Origin of the sequence: Reinekea thalattae (assembly GCF_008041945.1) — a bacterium.
GTDB classification, from domain to species: Bacteria; Pseudomonadota; Gammaproteobacteria; order Pseudomonadales; family Natronospirillaceae; genus Reinekea; species Reinekea thalattae.
In genome coordinates, this window is the sequence record NZ_VKAD01000001.1 from 1,980,515 (window position 1) to 2,001,178 (window position 20,664).

18 protein-coding genes are annotated in these 20,664 nt (G+C 45.2%); 8 read left to right on the plus strand and 10 right to left on the minus strand.

The annotated features are described in order from the left end of the window. Positions 1-130 precede the first annotated feature (130 nt). Entirely contained in the window at positions 131-994 is an 864-nt protein-coding gene (locus FME95_RS09055) for a DMT family transporter (RefSeq protein ID WP_147714064.1), read from the minus strand. A 79-nt stretch (positions 995-1,073) separates the two neighbouring features. Continuing rightward, positions 1,074-2,573, minus strand: coding sequence for a carboxypeptidase M32 (locus FME95_RS09060; RefSeq protein WP_147714065.1), 1,500 nt, complete (start codon positions 2,571-2,573; stop codon positions 1,074-1,076). Positions 2,574-2,660: 87 nt separating this feature from the next. Between FME95_RS09060 and modF the strand changes: the two genes are divergently transcribed. The 5 genes from modF (at position 2,661) to FME95_RS09085 (ending at position 7,710) form a co-directional block, all read left to right on the plus strand. Beyond that, a complete protein-coding gene (modF, locus tag FME95_RS09065; protein ID WP_147714066.1) occupies positions 2,661-4,142 on the plus strand; it encodes a molybdate ABC transporter ATP-binding protein ModF in 1,482 nt (493 codons plus the stop codon). A 124-nt stretch (positions 4,143-4,266) separates the two neighbouring features. Continuing rightward, entirely contained in the window at positions 4,267-4,473 is a 207-nt protein-coding gene (locus FME95_RS09070; RefSeq protein ID WP_147714067.1) for a hypothetical protein, read from the plus strand. A 367-nt stretch (positions 4,474-4,840) separates the two neighbouring features. Then, positions 4,841-5,797, plus strand: coding sequence for a TRAP transporter substrate-binding protein (locus FME95_RS09075; RefSeq protein WP_147714068.1), 957 nt, complete (start codon positions 4,841-4,843; stop codon positions 5,795-5,797). A gap of 93 nt (positions 5,798-5,890) precedes the next feature. Further along, positions 5,891-6,373 carry a TRAP transporter small permease gene (locus FME95_RS09080; protein WP_147714069.1) on the plus strand — a complete coding sequence of 161 codons (483 nt, stop codon included), beginning with the start codon at positions 5,891-5,893 and terminating at the stop codon, positions 6,371-6,373. 29 nt (positions 6,374-6,402) lie between these two features. Beyond that, the gene (locus FME95_RS09085) at positions 6,403-7,710 is read left to right on the plus strand and encodes a TRAP transporter large permease (protein WP_147714070.1); all 1,308 of its coding nucleotides are present in this window, start codon (positions 6,403-6,405) and stop codon (positions 7,708-7,710) included. Positions 7,711-8,219: 509 nt separating this feature from the next. On the opposite strand, the gene FME95_RS09090 is transcribed toward FME95_RS09085, so the two are convergent. The 7 genes from FME95_RS09090 to FME95_RS09120 form a co-directional block, all read right to left on the minus strand. After that, positions 8,220-9,563: a GH1 family beta-glucosidase gene (locus FME95_RS09090; protein WP_222709928.1), complete on the minus strand. Its 1,344-nt coding sequence runs from the start codon at positions 9,561-9,563 to the stop codon at positions 8,220-8,222. A 38-nt stretch (positions 9,564-9,601) separates the two neighbouring features. After that, positions 9,602-10,456 carry a carbohydrate ABC transporter permease gene (locus tag FME95_RS09095; RefSeq protein WP_147714072.1) on the minus strand — a complete coding sequence of 285 codons (855 nt, stop codon included), beginning with the start codon at positions 10,454-10,456 and terminating at the stop codon, positions 9,602-9,604. A gap of 1 nt (position 10,457) precedes the next feature. Next, the gene (locus tag FME95_RS09100; protein WP_147714073.1) at positions 10,458-11,459 is read right to left on the minus strand and encodes a carbohydrate ABC transporter permease; all 1,002 of its coding nucleotides are present in this window, start codon (positions 11,457-11,459) and stop codon (positions 10,458-10,460) included. Positions 11,460-11,681: 222 nt separating this feature from the next. Continuing rightward, positions 11,682-12,890: an extracellular solute-binding protein gene (locus FME95_RS09105; RefSeq protein WP_147714074.1), complete on the minus strand. Its 1,209-nt coding sequence runs from the start codon at positions 12,888-12,890 to the stop codon at positions 11,682-11,684. 159 nt (positions 12,891-13,049) lie between these two features. Further along, positions 13,050-14,078, minus strand: a complete 1,029-nt coding sequence (locus tag FME95_RS09110) for a LacI family DNA-binding transcriptional regulator (protein ID WP_147714075.1) — start codon at positions 14,076-14,078, stop codon at positions 13,050-13,052. Positions 14,079-14,109: 31 nt separating this feature from the next. Next, positions 14,110-16,593 (minus strand): glycoside hydrolase family 94 protein, encoded by a 2,484-nt coding sequence (locus FME95_RS09115; RefSeq protein WP_246109344.1) that lies wholly within the window; start codon positions 16,591-16,593, stop codon positions 14,110-14,112. Positions 16,594-16,934: 341 nt separating this feature from the next. Next, on the minus strand, positions 16,935-17,669 hold the full coding sequence (locus FME95_RS09120; RefSeq protein WP_147714076.1) for a helix-turn-helix transcriptional regulator: 735 nt from the start codon (positions 17,667-17,669) through the stop codon (positions 16,935-16,937). Between the two features lie 122 nt (positions 17,670-17,791). Between FME95_RS09120 and FME95_RS09125 the strand changes: the two genes are divergently transcribed. Continuing rightward, on the plus strand, positions 17,792-18,724 hold the full coding sequence (locus FME95_RS09125; protein ID WP_147714077.1) for an alpha/beta fold hydrolase: 933 nt from the start codon (positions 17,792-17,794) through the stop codon (positions 18,722-18,724). Positions 18,725-18,781: 57 nt separating this feature from the next. On the opposite strand, the gene FME95_RS09130 is transcribed toward FME95_RS09125, so the two are convergent. Continuing rightward, positions 18,782-19,882: an adenosylhomocysteinase gene (locus FME95_RS09130; protein ID WP_147714078.1), complete on the minus strand. Its 1,101-nt coding sequence runs from the start codon at positions 19,880-19,882 to the stop codon at positions 18,782-18,784. Positions 19,883-20,173: 291 nt separating this feature from the next. Here FME95_RS09130 and FME95_RS09135 point away from each other — a divergent pair, with 291 nt between their 5' ends. Continuing rightward, on the plus strand, positions 20,174-20,380 hold the full coding sequence (locus tag FME95_RS09135; protein ID WP_147714079.1) for a hypothetical protein: 207 nt from the start codon (positions 20,174-20,176) through the stop codon (positions 20,378-20,380). Further along, the gene (locus FME95_RS13645; protein WP_187265486.1) at positions 20,380-20,526 is read left to right on the plus strand and encodes a hypothetical protein; all 147 of its coding nucleotides are present in this window, start codon (positions 20,380-20,382) and stop codon (positions 20,524-20,526) included. Before FME95_RS09135 ends, FME95_RS13645 begins: the two co-directional genes overlap by 1 nt. Positions 20,527-20,664: the final 138 nt, after the last annotated feature.

Here is a 20,664-nt window from a genome sequence, read left to right on the forward strand (position 1 = left end):
TAGGTTTTACAGCGCGATTTTATACTATATATGCCAAATAAATAGTGCGATGGGCCTAACAGTTTTGGGCTTTAGGGAGCCAAATAATCAACTAAAACCACATGAGCTATAAGCAAAGTATAAGTTGTCATTACGAAAGCAGCTTCAATACGACAATGCCTAAAAGGGCGGCACTGACACCAGCAATTTCAGTTGCTCGGAATTCATCCTTTAACACCACGCGGCTGTAAACCAACAATACCAAAACATTCATCGCCGCAACGGCTGACACCAAGCCCGTAGGGCCGTGCTGGAAAGCCAACAGGATCAGCACCATACCGACAACATTTGATAAACCAACAGCCATGCCAACACGATAGGTTTTAGCAATAGACCAACGCAGTTCTTGCGTATCATTAACGCTGTCTTTTGTTCGCCACCAGCTGATAAAAAACAATAAACTGGCAAAACCAAACATCAAAACAATGGAGGCAAAAATATCCGCGCCAAACAGAGTTGACTGCTTGCTGCTAAGGTCTGTCATCGCAAAGCTAAGCGAGGCCAATAACGCCCAATGCGCACCTTTTAAATTTTTAAAACTCAACTCATTGGAATAACGAATTAAGTTAATGCCAAAAAATAAAATAACAAAGCCGATCAGTTGCACCGGGCTGAGCGTTTCGCCCCAACCTAAATAGGCCAACAACATCACCAACGGCGAGGCCAAGCCCGAAAGCACACCAACGACCGACGCCTTGCCAACCGCAAAGCCTTTATATAACGCAGCATTCGCAGCAAATGAGAACAAGCCCATGCTTAGCCCTGCAATCGATGCAGGCCAAGAATGAAAGCGATGCCCCAATACCAACATGCCAATGATCGCGACAATAAAGCCAGTGCTGTAAACGCCACACAGCATAAGGCTGCGATTAACATTTTTTTGCGACACCCACTGATATAGAACCGCACGCAAGCCAAAAAACAAGGCAGCCAACAACGCATAACTTAGCCACATAAGGTTACTTCTCCCCTCTTAACGAGGTACTGCAAATATTAAAATCTATCGACGCCGTGCATAAATAACGAACTGCACTCTATAGATAACGCGAGCGAATGTGTTCTAGGAAATGGCGCGAGTTGAGCGTTTCACCAGTGGCTTGCGTCAGCAATTCATCGTAACTGAGTAGGCGGCCTTGCTGCCAAACCTTGCTCGATAGCCAAGCAAACACTTCGCTGAAATCCAACTGAGCAATTTGCTGCGCCGCGTTTGGAATATCCTTATGCATGGCCGAGGCAAGCTGAGCGGCGGTCATTGCACCCAGTGTGTAAGACGGGAAATAGCCAATCGCACCACTTGGCCAGTGTACATCTTGCATGGGGCCATTTTTAAAGTCGCCTTCGGTATTGATACCTAAATAGTTTTGCATGGCTTCGTTCCAACGCTCTGGAATATCGCTGACTTTGGCCTTGCCTAAAATGATGTCGCGTTCTAATTCGTAACGCAGAATGACATGCATTGGGTAGGTGACTTCATCGGCAGTAACCCGAATTAAACCCGGCTGTACGCGGTTCATCAGTTTTAAAATATTATCTTTTGAAAAAGCTGCTTCGCTGCCAAGATTTTTTTCGAGCATCGGCACCAACGCCTGAATAAAGGCTTCGCTGTGACCAATTTGCAGTTCATAAAATAAACTTTGGCTTTCATGCACGCTCATACCCATAGCATGACCGACCGGCTTATAGCGCCAAGCTTTAGGCAGGTTCGCTTCATAGGTGGCATGGCCCAGCTCGTGAATCACGGCCATTAAGCCATCGACCACATTATTGTCATCGTAACGGGAAGTAATTCGGCTGTCGTCCGGAACACCACCGCTAAACGGATGCGCGGCTTCATCCAAACGGCCAGCCTCAAAATCAAAACCCATGGCCGCTAAAATATCGTGCGCCAAGGCTTTCTGTTGTGCTTTATCTATCGGTTGCGATTGTGCAATCGGTTCGCCAGCCGCCTGTTGTTTTTGCAGCACCTGTTGCAACAGGGTTGGCAGCTCTGCTTTTAATTCACTAAAAACTGGGTCGATATGACGGCTGCGTGTGCCGGGATCAAAAATATCCAATAGAGCATCGTATTCGGTGGCGTAATCGTTTTGCTCGGCCAAGGCTTGGTAGAGTTTTTCTGCTTTGCTGCGAGTAATATCGAACACCTTTTGCAAGGCAGGTTCAAAGTCTTTCCAGTTGTTCTCGGCACGTAAGGTTCGCCACGCATGCTCACACTCATTCAGAGTCATGGCTTCGGCTTCTACTAACTCGGTCGGCAATACACTGGCGCGCTGCCATTGGGTTTTCATTTCCCGAAAGTTGGCCTGCTGCCAAGGCTGCCATTGGTGATAGCTCTGTTCAGCCCGCTCAAACTCACCAGCCAAATGAGGCGCTTGCAGTATTTCGGCTTGAATCACGGCGATTTCTGCTAATGCTCGGCCACGAGCCTCGTTACCCTTTGCTGGCATCATCACCTGTTGGTCCCAACCTAACATGGCGTTGGCGTGATCCAACTGGGCTAACCGATAAAAGGTTTTTTCTAACGAATCGTAACTCATGCTGCCGCTCCTATTTGTGATCGCCGATAAAAGTGCGAGTATATCCACTCCTGTATAACAAAACGAACCCAAGTCAACTAAACCACCATGAAGCTAAACCACCTTTCTGTACAACTCGGCACTCAAACCATTCTCAACGATTTGAACTGGAGCATTGAGGCTGGCCAGTCTTGGGCACTATTAGGCACTAACGCCAGTGGCAAAAGCACCTTAGCTAAGCTGATTTGCGGTGAACTCGATGCCAGCAAAGGTGAGCTAACAGAACGACCGCATCGTGCTATTTCAGTGTCGCTAGAAAACCAGCAAGCCATTTACGAGCAAGAGCTTTATCGCGATGACAGCGACTTTATGGATCGCATCGACCACGGCAGCAGCGTTCGGCAATTAATGGAAGAGATCGCACCCTGGAGTGCAGAACACGACCGCCTAGTCGCACAATTAAGGTTAGAAACATTGCTAACGCGCGGCTACCGTTTGCTCTCCAGTGGTGAAGCGCGCAAAGTGATGATTGCGCGGGCGCTCTTACAACAGCCAGAATTATTAATTTTAGATGAACCCTTTGAAGGCTTAGATGCCAACAGCCGCGAAGAATTACAGCAGCGCATTAAATCGCTAATCCAGCAAGGCTATTGGCTTATTTTAATGGTTAATCAGCTAGCGGATTTAGGCGAAGGTTTTTCTAAACTGGCGATACTGGATAAAGGCAGGTTGGTGTACAGCGGTGATTTTCCAGAACAGCTTGAGCAACAGTGGCAAACACTAACCCAACTCAACAAACAACCTTGGCAGCTACCTGAGCGGCAATCAAAATTTCAACTCGCGGACTGGCCGAATGACAAACCATTAGTCGATCTAAAACAGGGCTTTGTGCAATACGATGATCGCTTTCAGTTTCGCGACCTAGATTGGCAACTGTTGCCCGGCCAACACACTCAAATAGCTGGCCCTAACGGCTGCGGAAAATCGACACTGATCGGCTTAATCACCGGAGACCATCCGCAGTGCTACCGTAATGACTTAACACTCTTTGGTTACCAACGCGGGCAAGGCGAAAGCATTTGGCAAATTAAAAAGCATTTAGGTTATGTCTCGGGCAGTTTGCATCGCGACTATCGCGTTTCTGGCAATGCACTTACCGCTGTGGTGTCTGGCTTAACCGATTCCATCGGCCTATACCAAGCGGTTGCCGAACAGGAAAAAGCCTTAGCTATGCATTGGTTAGACGGCGTTGGTTTAAAACATAAAGCACAGGTGGCTTTTCGTCAGCTTTCGATGGGCGAGCAACGCCTAGTGCTGATTGCCCGAGCGTTGATAAAGCAACCGCCGTTGCTTATTTTAGATGAGCCAACTCAAGGCTTAGATGACTTTAATCGCTACTGGGTGTTACAGGTGATTGAGCGCATTATTCAACAGGGGCCAACAACGCTTTTATTTGTGTCGCACCGCCAAGATGAAAGCCTAAGTGTGATTCATCATCGGCTGAATTTTTTACCGCAGCACTTGCCGCAACATTCACCGCAACAACAGCAAGACGCGCTATATCATATTGCGCATGACTCAGGACAATAAAGCACACCGCTAAGCAAAAAAATGTTCTAACAGACTATTTAAAAACATCATACAATCGCCATCAAGCTGACATCGAACGTGGCTATTCTTACTGCCACCTATTAACCCTTCTTAAGGTTCCGCCATGAGCACGCAACCCATTGTTGAAACCCTTGATCCGAGTCAAAGCACAGTCATTGCCAACAGTATTACGCAAACAGACAGCGTTGCGAGTATCTCACCTATCGACAAGCCAAAACGATCAGAACTGGCGAACAATAAACTTTTCTCAAACGCTCTGTTCGATACCATGAGCACCGACTGGCGCACGATTGTTCATCATCTAAACTAAGCGGGCTTTGGCCTAACCTCTAACCGTTGCTCATTCGCATTTTTGCCGAGCACTAACGCTTACTTTTATTGGCTAAAATTACTGCCGCCGATACCGATAAAGACACTCTGGCTGCACCCAGTAGCCAAGCCTTCACCATTCGCCAACGACCGGTGCACTAAATTTATGGCTAATTTATTGACCCAAGTTAGTCTTTTGCTGCTTTTCGATTTACAAAATACCGTTCGGACCCTAATCTGCATTTGTATTATCGTAATACAAACAACAACTAATAAAAAAACAGCTTATAAAATTAGCTAACACAAAAAATGCCTGATCTATCAGGCGAAAAATAAAAACCAAAAATAATTCTAAAAAGGTTCCGACAATGAAAAAATTTATCCTGCCTATGCTGGCGGCTGGTCTTATGGTGGCTGGTGCGCAAGCAAAAACTCTAACCCTTGGTCACGCTATGTCACTAGAAAACGCAGCCCATAAAGGCATGGTTGTGTTTGCTGAAAAAGTAAAAGAAAAATCTGGTGGTGACCTTAAAATTAAAATCTTCCCTAATGCTCAATTAGGTTCTGAACGCGACCAAGCCGAACAGGTTGTGACTGGCGCTTTGGATATGGCAAAAATTAATGGCTCGTTAGCTGAGTCTTTTGAACCCACCTTTAAAACCATTTCCATTCCATTTTTATTTAACAGCACCGAACACATGCGCACCTTTATGCGCAGCGAAGCGGCGGATGAATTATTAAAGTCCAGTGCTGGTAAAGGCTTTATTGGTTTAACTTTTTACGATTCTGGTTCACGTAGTTTTTACAGCAGTAAGCCGATACGCACACCAGACGATTTAGCCGGTATGAAAATTCGCGTACCTGAATCACCCACTATGATGCAGATGATTAATTTGTTAGGTGCTAAAGCGACTCCGGTACCCTTTACCGAAGTCTATACCGCTTTACAACAGGGTGTCATTGAAGCCGCAGAAAACAACGTTTCTAGCTTAGTAGAAATGCGTCACACCGAAGTAGCGAAATACTACTCGGTAGACCAGCACACCATGAGCCCAGACTTAATTATCATTTCTGAAGCAACATGGAATCGCCTAACGCCTGCTGAGCAAAAAATTATCAAAGAAGCGGCACGCGAGTCGATGGAAGAAGAGATTAAACTTTGGGATCAGATCGAAACCGCTAACATCAAAAAAGCAAAAGAGTTGGGTGTTACCTTTGTCGAACTGGATAAATCTAAATTCCGCGAAAAAGTAAAACCTATGATGGATGAAGCCATGGCCGACGCTAAGCTTGCTTACTTCATCAATAAAATTAACGCTCTATGATCGATCTTTGATCACGCTGTGCACTGCTCGAAATGGCCGCTCTAGCCAAGCGAGCAGCGCACCGTTATTCCTGAGCAGTATGGGGACTTCCATATGAAAAACACTCTTAAACTCATCAGAAACACACTCGATAAAACGCTGCTCAGCCTCTGCGGCTTTGCATTAATACTCATGGTTGTCACCGTCACTTGGCAGGTGTTCAGCCGTTATATTTTAAACGACCCTAGCTCGTTCACCGATGAACTGTCGCGTTACACCATGATCTGGTTAGGACTGTTAGGTGCGGCCTATTTATTTGGTCAGCAAAAACACCTCGCCATAACGCTGTTGCCATCAAAACTTTCACCTAAGGCGAACTACCTGCTGCAAGTATTTATTCAATTGCTGGTTCTTGTTTTTGTGTTACTCGCAATGCTTAAAGGCGGCAGCGCATTAGTTGGCAGAACCCTGCAACAGTTTTCACCAGCGCTTCAAATTCCCATGGCGTATGTCTATATGATTCTGCCAATCTCGGCGGTCATTATCAGCCTATACATTCTGTTAAACCTCGTTGACGGCCACGCCAATAAAGACTAAGGCATCGGCAAACGATATAGGATTTTGTTATGGATATTTCAGTTGGATTTTGGCTTTTATGCCTATTTTTATTTATGACCGCTATCAGCGTGCCTATCGCCATTGCGATTGCCATGTCGTCGTTGGTTATTATGTTCACCATTTTACCTTTCGACGTTGCCATGATGACGGCAGCCCAAAAACTGGTAACAGGTGTCGACAGTTTTAGTTTACTTGCCATTCCATTTTTTATTTTTGCCGGCAATATTATGAACCGAGGTGGCATTGCCGCTCGGTTAATTAACTTTGCAAAATTAATAGTCGGCCGACTCCCAGGCTCATTGGCTCAGGTTAATATTTTATCGAACATGATGTTTGGTGCGGTATCTGGTTCGGCTGTTGCTGCAGCTGCCGCCGTAGGTAAAACACTTGCGCCGGAATATGAAAAAGAAGGCTACGATAAATCCTTTACTACTGCGGTTAACGCGGCCTCTTGTCCTGCCGGCTTGTTAATTCCACCGAGCAATTCATTAATTGTTTTTTCGGTTGTCAGTGGCGGAACATCGGTTGCTGCGCTGTTTATCGCCGGTTACGTACCGGGCTTATTAATGGGTTTAAGCTGCATGATCTTGGCGCATTTTATTGCCAAGAAAAAAGGCTATGGTACTCAACACGGTCATAAGGTGACGCTAAAGCAAGCCCTTAAAATTACCTGGCAAGCAATACCTAGCTTGGGTTTAATTTTTGTTGTCATCGGCGGCATCATTGGTGGTGTTTTTACGGCGACCGAAGGTGCCTGTATTGCGGTGTTATATGCGTTAATTTTATCGCTGATTTACCGCTCTATTAAACGTGCAGACTTTAAAACGATCTTAATAGAAACAACAGAGATCACCGGCATTATGCTGTTCTTAATTGGCGCGTCGACCATTATGTCTTGGGCCATGGCCTTTACCGGTTTGCCAACCATGATCAGCGATTGGATGCTGTCTATCTCTGACAATCCAGTCATCATTCTTATTATGATGAATGTCATTCTACTGATCGTCGGTATGTTTATGGATTTAACGCCAGCACTGTTGATCTTCACGCCGATCTTTATGCCGATTGCCACCGAATTGGGTATGCACGAAATTCACTTTGCGATTATGGTGATCTTCAACCTCTGTATTGGTATTGCCACACCGCCGGTTGGAACAGCATTGTTTGTAGGTTGCAGTGTCAGCGGGGCAAAGATCGAAAATGTCATCCGTTCAATCCTGCCGTTCTGCGCAGTCTTGATGATTACCCTGTTGCTGATTACCTTTATTCCAGAAATCAGCTTGGCATTGCCACGTCTGTTTGGTCTTATCCACTAATGTTAAACAGCCAGCTGTAAACCTTTCAAAGCCGCGCTCAACGCGGCTTTTTATTTTGCGTAAACCCAACACACAAATATCCTAACCTCTAGCGTCAGCGTTACTCCTGCTTAATCGTTACTTGCCTGTACTAAAACGGTTATGCAATCAAACGGATACCCAAAGCACTCTTAAAAATGACCGAAAAGCTGACATAAGCGCGTTGCTCTGTATGGGTTGTGTCAAAGCTTGCGGTAATTTTCGTGCAGCAGGAACTTTCGCACTAAGCGCCAGTCCATTATTAGGCAAAGGTTCTAAAGCAAACCTTAAGCAGCAAACGTTTTTTCATTTGGTCCTTCTTGTGCCTAGCTTAGGCTAGGCACAAGTTTTTTAACCACAATGAACATACGGATCACACCAAAAACACTCCTACTGCTATAAAACCTTCGGGCATAAAAAAGCCGGGAGACCCGGCAAAAACACACATGAAAGACTTGCTAAACGACTAACGCTAAACTGGATTAGTCGACTTAACGTGACCGCGCTTTTAAAAACCGCTGCCACTCTAAGCCAGACTTTTTAATGGTTCGCTGCTGTGTTTGATAATCGACATGGACAATGCCAAAGCGCTGAGAATAGCCAAACGCCCACTCAAAGTTATCCATTAAACTCCAAGCAAAATAACCCTGCACATCAACGCCTGCTTCAATGGCATCGTTTAACGCCAATAGATGATCGGCATAATATTGGCTGCGCATATCGTCTGTTATTTTTCCATCGACAATCGGCGTGTTATCGGCCGCACCATTTTCAGTAATCAAGACAGCAGGGAAATTCGGGTAACGCTTTTTATAGTTCACCAGCGTTTCGGTTAATGCCTTTGGATAAATCGCCCAACCAATATCGGTTTTTGGTAATTCCGATTCGCCAAAATCATAGTCGGCACCATCGCTACCGGCTTTGATCAATGTGCTGGAATAGTAATTAATGCCGATGTAATCCATTTCGGTATTAATGATGGCTAAATCACCTGGTAGCATCATTGGACGCCAATCAGGGTGCTTCTGCCAAATGGATTCTGGGTATTGAGCATTGAGCAGAGCGTCTAAAAAAAAGTAATTATTTTCTTCATTGCAATAATGGGCCGCAGCAACATCGGCGGCAGAATCACTATTGGCATAAGCCAACATAAAGTTTAAAACGATGCCATGCTTTGCCTTCGGCGCAGCCTTGCGCATTTTAGGCAACGCCAAGCCGTGCGCCAACATCATGTGATGCGCAGCCTGAAAGCCTAAGCGGTCTTCAGCCAAACCGGGCGCATGTTCACCACGACGATAACCTAAAAAGGCAGCACACCAAGGCTCGTTAAAGGTGGTGTAACAGGCAACCTTATCGCCAAAACGCTGAGTTATTTTTTCAGCATAATCGACAAATCGATAGGCCGTTTCACGGTTTATCCAACCGCCTTTATCTTCTAAATATTGCGGTAAATCCCAATGGTATAAAGTTAAGTAAGGTTTGATACCGCGTTCAATAAGGCCATCGATTAAACGCTGATAAAAAGCAAAGCCCAACTCGTTCCATTCGCCTTCGGCAGGCTCAATTCTTGGCCACGCCACCGAAAAGCGATAGGCATCGAAGCCGAGCTCTTTGATTAGATCTAAGTCTTGCTCAAGCCGATGGTAATGATCGCAAGCTTCTGTGCCATCATCACCATTCAATACTTTACCGGGCAAGCTACAAAACCGATCCCAGATACTTTCACAGCGGCCATCTTCTGTTGTTGCGCCTTCAATTTGAAACGCCGCCGTTGCTACACCAAAGGTAAATTCTGGCTGCAGCATTTTGCTGTTTTTGGGTAATTCGAAAGTCATAATTACAACCCTATATCGCTTGTCAGATTAGCCAGCGGTTACTTCACAGCACCACTGGTTAAACCGGAGATCATCTGTTTACTGGCGGCCATATAAATACCAATCAATGGCAAGATCGAAATAGTCGTACCCAGCATCACGGCTCCCCAAGGTGTATTTGGTACACCCTGAACGCCTCGAAGCATTGTGGTGATCACCATTTTATCGGGGCTATTTAAAACCACGAGAGGTTGTAAAAAGTTATTCCACAAGAACACAAACTGAACGATCGCCAATGTTGCCAGGCCCGGTCTGAGCAGCGGTAAGACAATTTGCCAATAGGTGCGCCATTCGCTCGCGCCATCTAATTTTGCCGCTTCTAAAATATCTTTCGGCACCGATGCCACCACATATTGGCGAATCAAAAAGATACCAAAAGGGTTAATGGTAAAGGGCAGCCAAACAGCAAGGTGAGTATTGGCAAGACCAAGCGATGAGATCACCATGTAATAAGGGATCAGCGTTAAAATGGGTGGAATCATCATAGAGCCAACCATGACACCAAAAATAACGTTGCGGCCTTTAAATTTATAAATCGCTAAGGCATAACCCGCCATGCTGCAAAAAACTAATGAAATACTGGTACCGATAATGGAAACCGAAAAGCTGTTCCACATGCCGGTCCAAAAGTTCATTAGCTCCAATAGGTTGGCGTAGTTTTGGCCGAGCTTATCGCCTAAGGCAAAACTAATACCGCGCGCAAACATGGTGGAGCGGTCGTGTGTTGCCAATATCGCCGACCAAATAAATGGAAAGATGGTGACAAAGGCAAACAAAACTAAAAATACATAAACAATGCCTTTACCGATTTTACGGTAGAGGTTAACGATGAAAGTGGCTTGTTCGTTGGTCATCTTATTCGCCTCCTAAACCTTTGCGGCCAAATAGGTAGAAATAAATTGCTGTGAAAATACCGATCACCACAAACAGAATCCATGAAATCGCGGCTGCGCTGCCCATATCGAGCCACTGCCATGCAACCTGGTACAGATAGTTAGAAATGGTTTTACCGTTAGTCTGTGCAAACTGACCACCAACGGTTAACACGTAAGGTTCATCGAATAGGTTCATGTTACCGATAATGGTGAGTGTGACGCCGAAGAAAATAAACGGCTGTAATAACGGCAACGATACGTGGCGGAAGCGCTGCCAATTATTGGCACCATCAATTTTTGCAGCCTCGTATAGATCATTAGAAATGGTGGCTAAACCTGCGGTGTAAATAACGGTATTGAAACCTACGTACTTCCACCAAACCACAAACGAAACCGAGTATCGAATCAGGCTGTTTTCTTGCACCCAACCTAACGGCAAGGCTTCTTTAATGCCCGATAATAACCACGCCGTTAATGGTGCATCGGCCAAGTAAATCAACACGGCGTTGAAAATACCTGAGTCTTTTGAGTACATGACATAGAAGATCATCGACACCGCAACGGTGGAGGTAATGTAAGGCAAGAAATAAGCGGTGGTTAGCCAATGACGCGCACGAGAACCGAGCATCACCAAAAAGTAAGCTAACGGTAAGGCAAATAAATGCTGCGGCACACCCGATAACACCGCCATCACCAGCGTGTTCCAAAGTGTTTGCCAGAGTGTTGGGTCGGTTAAACCAAGCACGTAGTTTTCGAGACCGACGAACTCCATGGAACTTAAACCTTCTACCGGATTCCATAAATGGAAGGATAGATAGATCATAAAGAACACAGGAAACACCCCAAACACGCCATAAATAATAAAGTAGGGCGTTAAAAAGCCATAGGGTGTGAAATTGTTCAGTAGCTTACGACGCTTCGCGAGGGCTTTTTCTTGCTCAGACATCTCGACTTTCTGGGTGGTCATGGTTTCACTGTTCATAACAGCTCTCTTTACTTCGGCAGTTGTCGCATAAAGGCGCGCCTTGGTGCGACCAATGAATTTTTGTTGTTGTTTTAAGCCATCACTTTTTGGGCAATGGTTTTTAGCAAACTATCTTTCAGTAATAAGCTATCTTTTCGACAATAAATTATCTTTTCAGTAATAAATTATTGTTTGGATAATAAGGCCGCCGATGCGGCCTTTTTTGGTTCAGCAAATTGCTTAACGAACGCGACGACGCAATTGGTTCTCGACGTCTTTTAGTGCTTTGTTGATATCTTCGCCATCGTCTAAGACTTTTTCTAACGCTTGGTTAATTAAGTCTTCCGCGATTAGGTCGCCTTTCATCGGCGTTACCGGAGTCACGTTTTCTACGATATCTGCGAATAGCATGCGCGCTTTCTGACCGCGTAAAAACTCGATTGGCTCTTCGAATGACGCATCGTTATAAGTGCCAGTGTGCGCAGGGAAGGCGGCGATATTTTTGAAGCCAGCTAATTGAATAGGCTGAGAAATCATATAGTTAATGAGATCCCAAGACGCTTCTGGGTTTTTCGCTTGTTTTGGAATCGCCAAGTAAGAACCGCCCCAAGAACCGTAGGTACCATCGGGTAAATTACTCACGCCCCACAAGCCTGAAGTTTCAGGTGCGATCCAGTTTTTCAAGTGACCCAACAGCCAAGCGCCAGACATCTGTGTAGCAAACTTGCCGTCGCGGAAACCGCTATACCAGTCTTCTGTCCATTCACTAATCTGACCATCCAAGCCTTCATCACGAACTGTTTTTGCAATTTCGAAAGCTCGTACAAAACGCTCTGAAGTGACTAAGGATTTACCATCTTTATCGAAGTACAAACCTTCGTCGTCAGCAACATTAAATCGGTAGTAAGCATTTGCCAACGCACTGGCGTTACCGATCAATAGGATGTCTTTTTCTTTTAGCTTGCGGCCATAGTCGATATAAGTATCCCAATCGGTCATGACTTTATTGATGTCGAATCCCATGTCTTCCATGTAATCACGACGGTAATACATCACGCCCGGACCTAGGTCGACCGGAACAGCATACTGTTTGCCATCGTTACCCTTACCTGCTGCAACGGCATAACTGGCGTAATCGTCTGCAATGTCTTTGTAGTATTTAGTCAGGTCAACAAAGCCGCCAGCGTTAACAAACGAGCCAACAAAACCAACATCAATTAGGACAACATCACCAGCACCGGTGCCAGTGGCTAAATTGGTTTTTAGTTTGTTGTGGTGGTCACCATGATTGTTTTTAAGCATGGTGATGTTGTGCTGAGGTAAGCCTGATTTGATCGCGTTAATCTGCGTGTCGTAATCAGGAAAGCCGTCGATGCGGATATCGGCAGCAAAGAGAGTAGTCGCAACTAAACTAAGCGCAGTAATACCTGCCTTCAGTTTGATCTTCATAGTGTGTCTCCAATATTTTTGTTTTTATGGCTTTTTTATTCATTTTTCACACTGACGGTTACTTTCAAAACGACACTGTAACCGCTTACAAAAGAGTAGGTTTCAAGCCCCTGAGTGTCAACCGTTTTTGCACTCTTTTAGCCAAAAGTCATGGATCGTTTAAGCCAAATCAACAGAATTTTTCAGCGTTATTTTTTGCGTTGATTTTCGTATCACTAACTGTGGTTCAAAACGCAGATTACAGCCTTCCGGTTGATCGCCATCAGCCAACTTCAATGCCATTTTTGCAGCCAGTTGACCAAATTCGGCTGCAGGAATTGCAACAGTTGTCAGCGCGGGGGAAACGTATCTGGCCATAACGATATCGTCGTAACCAACAATGCTCACCTCGGCGGGCAAATTGACGCCCCGACTCTTTAATTCGTTAATGGCGCCAAACGCCATATGGTCGTTATGTACAAACAAAGCACTGTAGTCTGCACCGCGTCGCTTTAATCGTTCGATCGGAGCGATACCACCGTCTTCTTGGAAATCGGATTCAACAACCAGGTTTTCATCGTATGTTAAACCGGCTTCGTTGAGTGCGCGTCGGTAACCGGCCAGGCGGTCACGCGTGTCAGACTTATACAAAGGCCCTGTTATGGTGGCGATTTTTTTATGGCCTAAATCGAGCAAATGCTTTACCGCCAAATAGCCACCCAATTCGTTATCGACCGAAATGCTAACTTCGCTTAGCTCTGGCACCAAACGGTTCACCAGAATAATCGGCACGCCGCAGTTGTCGGCTAAATCGATAATTTCTTGGTCGGACATGACATCCAAATGCAAAATTAATGCATCCACTCGGCGCTGCAATAAAAAGTCGATAGCATCCTTTTCACTGGCCGCGGTTTCTTGGCCACTGGTAATAATTAGATGCTTGCCCGCCAAGCGCACTTCACGCTCGGCTTGCTCCATTAACTGACCAAAAAAAGGCCCCGACAAACAACCAATCACCATACCGACAGTTCCGGATTTATTCGTCGCTAACGAGCGAGCAAAAGAGTTCGGCTGATAACCCAACTCTTGCATAGCCGCCAATACCTGCTCGCGCGTTTTATCGGAGACCCACTTGTTACCGTTGATCACCCGACTGACGGTTGCGACCGATACATTAGCCAACTTTGATACTTCTCGAATGGTTGCCATCTTGTCTTTCTTTTGCCTTTTCTTTGTTGTCTTAACCCAGCATGACGATCACTTTATGTAAGCTGCCAGCCTCGAACATCGGCAGAACATTACCTGCTATACGTTCACCGTCAACCGTGATCCAACCAATACTAGAGCTGTGTTGTTCTGGGTTTTTAATGGTGATGTCATAAGTGACATCGCGGAACACTCGTTTTACCGAATACTCCGTCCAATCGCGCGGAATGCAAGGCGCAATCTGCAAGCCGTTGTAATGCGGTTTAATGCCTAAAATATATTGAGTAATGGCAACGTAATTCCAAGCTGCCGTGCCAGTTAGCCAAGAATTTTTTGCTTGGCCGGGTGTTGCAGCCTCTTTACCGGCGATCATTTGTGCATAGACGTATGGCTCGGTTTTATGCAGTTTTACTTTATCGTCTTGGTAAGCCGGAGCAATTTTTGTGTAGTACTCGAATGCTCGATCGCCATTACCGGCAACCGTTTCGCCAATCATAATCCAAGGATTGTTGTGGCAAAAAATGCCGCCATTTTCTTTATAGCCTTGCGGGTAGGTTGAGATCTCACCGTACTCAATTTTATATTCGGTAAAGGCTGGATAATTCAACACGATGCCATAGTCACAGGCCAAATATTTGTTCACCGAATCGAGCGACTGTTGCAGTTTGCCATCGTCTTTACCGATGCCTGCCATGGTGCAAAAACCTTGTGACTCAATAAAGATTTTTGACTCATCGGCCTCGTGCGTGCCAACCTTTTTACCAAAGGCATCATAAGCGCGCAAAAACCATTCGCCATCCCAAGCATGGGCTTTAATGGCTTGCACCATCTGTTCTACATGGCCTTCGGCGCGTTCGGCTTCTGCGGTTTTTCCTAACTGACGGCACAACTCAATATAATCATTACCAAACAACACAAATTGACCGGCAATCATCACCGATTCGGCGCGGCCACCTTCTTTGTTTTCGGTGGTTTGGAAACTTTCGTTTGGCTCCATGGAAAAACAATTTAAATTTAAGCAGTCGTTCCAATCGGCTCGGCCAATCAGCGGCAAACCATGCTCGCCTAAATTATGAGTAATAAAGTTAAACGAGCGTGTTAAATGTTCAAACAAACTGGTGGCTTTGCTTTCGTCGTTATCGTACGGCACCTGTTCTTCTAAAATAGAAAAATCACCGGTTTCTTTTATATAAACTGTTACCGATTGCACCAACCACATTGGGTCGTCATTAAAGTTTCCGCCAACTGCGGCATTACCGCGTTTAGTTAATGGCTGGTATTGGTGATAAGCAGAGCCATCTTCAAACTGAGTCGAGGCGATGTCGATAATACGCTCACGAGCGCGCTCCGGCACCAGATGCACAAAGCCAATTAAATCTTGGTTCGAGTCGCGGAAGCCCATACCACGGCCAATGCCGGATTCAAAATAAGACGCCGAGCGTGACATATTAAAGGTAACCATGTTTTGATACTGGTTCCAAATATTAACGCCACGGTTAAGCCGTTCGTCATCAGAGATCACCACAAACTTACTTAACAAATCGTCCCAATAATCGGTCAACTGTTTAAAGGACTTTTCAACTTTGGCTACCGAATCAAAACGCTCAATAGCCGCTAATGCTTTGGTTTTGTTAATGACGCCTGGCGCTTGCCACTTTTGCTCTTGTGGCATCTCGACATAGCCTAATGTGAAAATAAAATCACGCGATTCACCCGGTGCCAACTCAACTTCAATATAGTGTGAGCCGATAGGCGACCAGCCGTGTGCAATCGAATTATTGGGCTGACCTTTGGCGACAACCTCTGGGCTATCAAAGCCATTGTAATCACCTAAAAAGCTGTCTCGGCAGGTATCGAAACCCTGAATAGATTCGTTGACGGAATAAAACGCAAAATGATTACGACGCTCACGGTATTCGGTTTTGTGATAAATCACCGAGCCTTCAACTTCGACTTGGCCGGTTGAAAAATTACGCTGAAAATTGGTCATGTCGTCTTCAGCGTTCCACAAGCACCATTCAGCGAAAGAAAACAGTTTCAATTTTTTAGTGGTTAGGCTGCTGTTGGTCAGCGTCATATGTTGAACTTCTAAATCTTCGCCTTGCGGTACAAAGAACAACACCGAACTGGTAACGCCATCTTTCATGCCGCTAATACGGCTATAGCCCATACCATGACGACATTCATAATGATCGAGCTCAGTTTTTAACGGCTTCCAGGCTGGCGACCAAACTGTATCACCATCGACAATATAAAAATAACGCCCGCCAGTATCGACCGGAACATTGTTGTAGCGATAACGTGTGAGTCGGCGGAACTTAGCATCTTTATAAAAACTATAACCACCGGCGGTATTAGAAATGAGCGAAAAAAACGCCGTATCACCTAAGTAGTTAATCCACGGGTAGGGCGTTTTCGGTGTCGTTATAACGTACTCTTTGGCGACATCATCAAAATAGCCGTATTCTTGTTCTTGTTGGTTCGACATAGCTTGAGCCTCGTAATCAGCTTTTTCCATCTACATCCCTGCTATTAGCAAGCAGATAGCAGGAGCCGTTTGTTGTGCGCAGTTATAAATAAACACCGTCACTCAATTTTCAGAATGGCTAATTGGTTATTGACGATGTTTTTGTGCGGATAGGTTTCCCCAATGGTCTGCTGAGCTTAACGCCAGCCTTTTATTATTAAATTTAGGACCATACCAGTGCAGTGTAATCGCATTTCAGACAAATTGTAAACGGTTACAGGTTGTTTTTTTATCGATCTGAATCGAGCTTTGATATAACGCAGATTTTTCGGGCCTGCTGGTAACTATGCAGCCTACAAAACAAACATACCTAGCTATGTTTTGCTGAAATGCTAAATCGGTGGATACGACGGCGAGTAGATACCTGAAAACACGTGCTTTTCGCGGAGCTTAAATCGCTCATCCAATATTGTTGCATGCTGTATACGATCAATCCTAAACACTCGAGATGACTCTCGCAGATGATCCCAGCCAATGATGTACCAGATCGGTAAGTTTAATAGTAAGTATTGAGCTTCTATCACTCGTTGCGACCGCTCTCCAGCCTCTGAGACATATTCAATTTTTAAAAGCTTTTGCTGCAGAAAGCTAGTAGCGACTGGCTCTGAAATAGCCTGCTCAGGGGCTCGATAAAATGACGTAATATACTGCTTGGCTATATCGCCCACCATAATACGTTGACGAATATCACTGACGGCCGCTCTTTGATTTTCTGGGAATACCTGAAAAAGCTTCTGTTTGATCGCTTTCAAATTACTTGTCAACAATGGCGACTTTAACGACTCGACAATAGCTAAAGAAAGGATCAATTCTAACACTTCATTGTGGTTTAGATTGATCCTACCGACGCCCCAGCGCCCATCCAAGCGAATACCACCACCAACTCCACGACTCGATTCAATGGGGTAACCCGCATCACGCAGTTGTGCTAATTCACGCATCAATGTTCGCTGGCTAATACCCAGCTCTTCACGTAAATCTGACGTTTGCCAATAGTATTCGGACTGAAGCAATCCTATTAGGCGATCGCGTCGATCCGAGCGTTTTTCAAAGCTACTATTTGTCATCGATTAAATGTGCCATAAAAAGGCATATTTAATCATAGAATCCTACTCAGTCAACACAGCTGACATATTTAAAACCAATGAAAGCAGCCTATTCGTTAAGTTATAAATAAGGATTCAAAACTATGTTCAAGCCAGAAGACTTTCCAGAAGCTAAATTCATTTCAGTCAACAATGTCACCCTAGAAGTTTTTGAAGCAGGTGAAGAAAACATCGGTAATCCTATTCTGCTTTGTCACGGCTGGCCGGAACTTGCGTTTTCATGGCGCTATCAAATTCCGGCTCTTGTCGCAGCAGGCTACCATGTCATCGCTCCCAACCAGCGAGGCTATGGCAAATCATCCCAGCCAAATGAAATCACTCACTATGACATTAAACATTTAACCGATGATCTGACTGCACTACTTGATCACTATGGGTACCGTAGTGCCACCTTTATTGGCCATGACTGGGGGGCTTTTGTTGTTTGGGGGATGGCTTTATTACAGCCTAACCGAGTCGATAAAGTAATTAACCTAGCCCTGCCTTATCAAGAACGAGGCGACGTCCCTTGGATAGAACTTATGGAGCAGTTTTTAGGAAGCGACTATTACTTTGTACATTTTAACCGCCAGCCTGGCGTCGCCGATAAAATTCTCGAGCAGAACACTCAGCAGTTTTTAGGCAATCTATTCCGTAAAAATGTACCGTTAATGCCACCTGAGCCACGCATGGAAATGATCCATTTAGCTAAAACAACCGACGCTCTTGGCGAACCTTTAATGAGCGATGATGAACTGGCAGTTTTTGTATCGGCCTTTGAAGAATCTGGATTTAGTGCCAGCATTAACTGGTATAGAAATCTCGACCGAAATTGGCATTTATTAGCAGATGCACAACCAATCATCGACCAGCCAGCATTAATGATTTATGGAGCGCGCGATGTGATTCCACCGTTTGCAGACATTGCCAAATTTGTACCTAACGTAGAGGTATTAACCTTAGATGCTGGCCATTCAATCCAGCAAGAAAAACCACAAGAAACAAACAAAGCTATTTTAGAATGGCTCAGTAAATAACCGAGCCAAAATATAGGGAAGCAGCAACTGTGCTTCCCTGTAGACTCCAAAGAAAGCTTAAAGCACTGGCTGCCAAGCTTCTTTTGGCAGTAGGTGCAAACCAATCTCGGCTTCGCTGCCTGCTCTAAGAATATGGCCGACACCTGCGGTCATCAACGCCAGAGACACATCGAAAGCATTAATAGAGTCGCCATAACCGGCAGTAAGGTTAAACATGGCACCGTTAGAAAGCAGGTAGAAGCAGCGATTTTTACTGTTTTTATATTCAAACACTTCTGGCATAAGTTCGGTGGCACTGCTTTTATCGAGCTGGCTGGTATTAATTTCATCGCTGACATGGCCAACATTCAGCACAAAGGCACCGTCTTTCAGATTGGCTAAATGCTCAGGCTTAATCACATTAGCAACGCCTGTGGCGGTAACAACGATATCGGCATTCGGCAACGCTTCATCGAGCGATACGGTGTGCCAGCCATCGTAACTGGCCATAATGCGGCGCGAAGGATCGATTTCGGCAATACTGACGCTGCCGCCAAACGCTCGGGCAGAAGCCGCAACGCCTTGACCCACCAGCCCAGCACCAACGACAACAACGTTTTTTTCGTGCAACGATAAATGAGTACGTTCCATAAACGCCTGCCAAGTGGTTAAACCGACCATGTGGCGATTATGCAGGCCTTCTTTGGCGGCCAAATCATCCCAGTTAAAAATAGGGTATTGCAGATCAATTTTTTGTAGTCGGCTAACGCCAGAACCGGTGCCTTCTAAGCCTGCAATCACTGGCGCATCAGAGCCCGATAGGTGAAAGAGTGAATTAATATCAGCACCGAATTCACAAATGTAATTAGGTTGCCAATCCAACGCCTTCTGGAAAGAGGCTTGCCACTCTTCTTCTGGCATATCTTTCCAAGCATGCGCCTCAGCACCTAGGCTGACTAAGTACTGCACCACCTCATCACGTACCGTGGTTGGGTTACAGGTAGTTAAAAACAGCTCACCGCCGCGCTCTAAAAAACCCTTATAAAACGGCACCATCTTAATATCTAAGTGGGTACAGATAGCCAAACGCTTACCTTGGCAATCGGGCAAAGCCGAAACCGCTGCATTGGTACGAACCATGTGGCGCTCAAGCCAGTGAATGTGCTGTTGGAAACTCATAAGACAACCTCTATTAAAAATCGCCGCTGAGTTTGCCACTTTTTTATCGCTACTGCGATATTTGGTATTGAACAGCTATGATTTGCTCGCTGTAACGTTCTTTAAATTCCTTTATGAATAACGCAACGCTGATTAACGTTTTATAACACCCGTACTTAACGATAAAGGCTCAGCCAAAAAACTAAGCACTTAATTTATTAAACGGTTAAGCGACCAACAACTATAGATAAAAATGGCTAGATGATAGGCTGTGTTGCAAAACCACTTATCCAAATGAGGTATTAAGGCAGTATGCAACAGCAGAAAATTCAACTGACAAAAGAAGGCCTTGCTCATCACAGCCGTTATTTCGCTATTCAGACAAATAATGAGGCGTGGAAGCTGGCCGATACAGCCAAGACAGATGCCGAGAAAGAAGCGTTGATGGCTCATGCCTTTGCGTCGTTGTTCCATTGGCAGAAGTCGGGCCATGCTAACAACATCAATATGGCTTACTGATGGTTGCGCACGCTTGGGCTGTTCAGGGCAAAAAACGCAACTTTAAGAAGTACGTTGATCTGGCGACCGCTATTGCAGAACAGCTGGATGCCAAACAACAGCAGGCGTTTCAGGCGACGCTAGAAAAGATTGACCCACCAGCCTAATCCGCCACCCTTTACAGCTTGCACTAAAAGCATCAATAAGGCCGAATTTACGGCCTTTTTTTGTGCAAATAGCACCACTTTGGCGTTTAACCGCAAAAGAACTGCAAAAGTTTTGGTAATAAGTGAACAGAACGATAT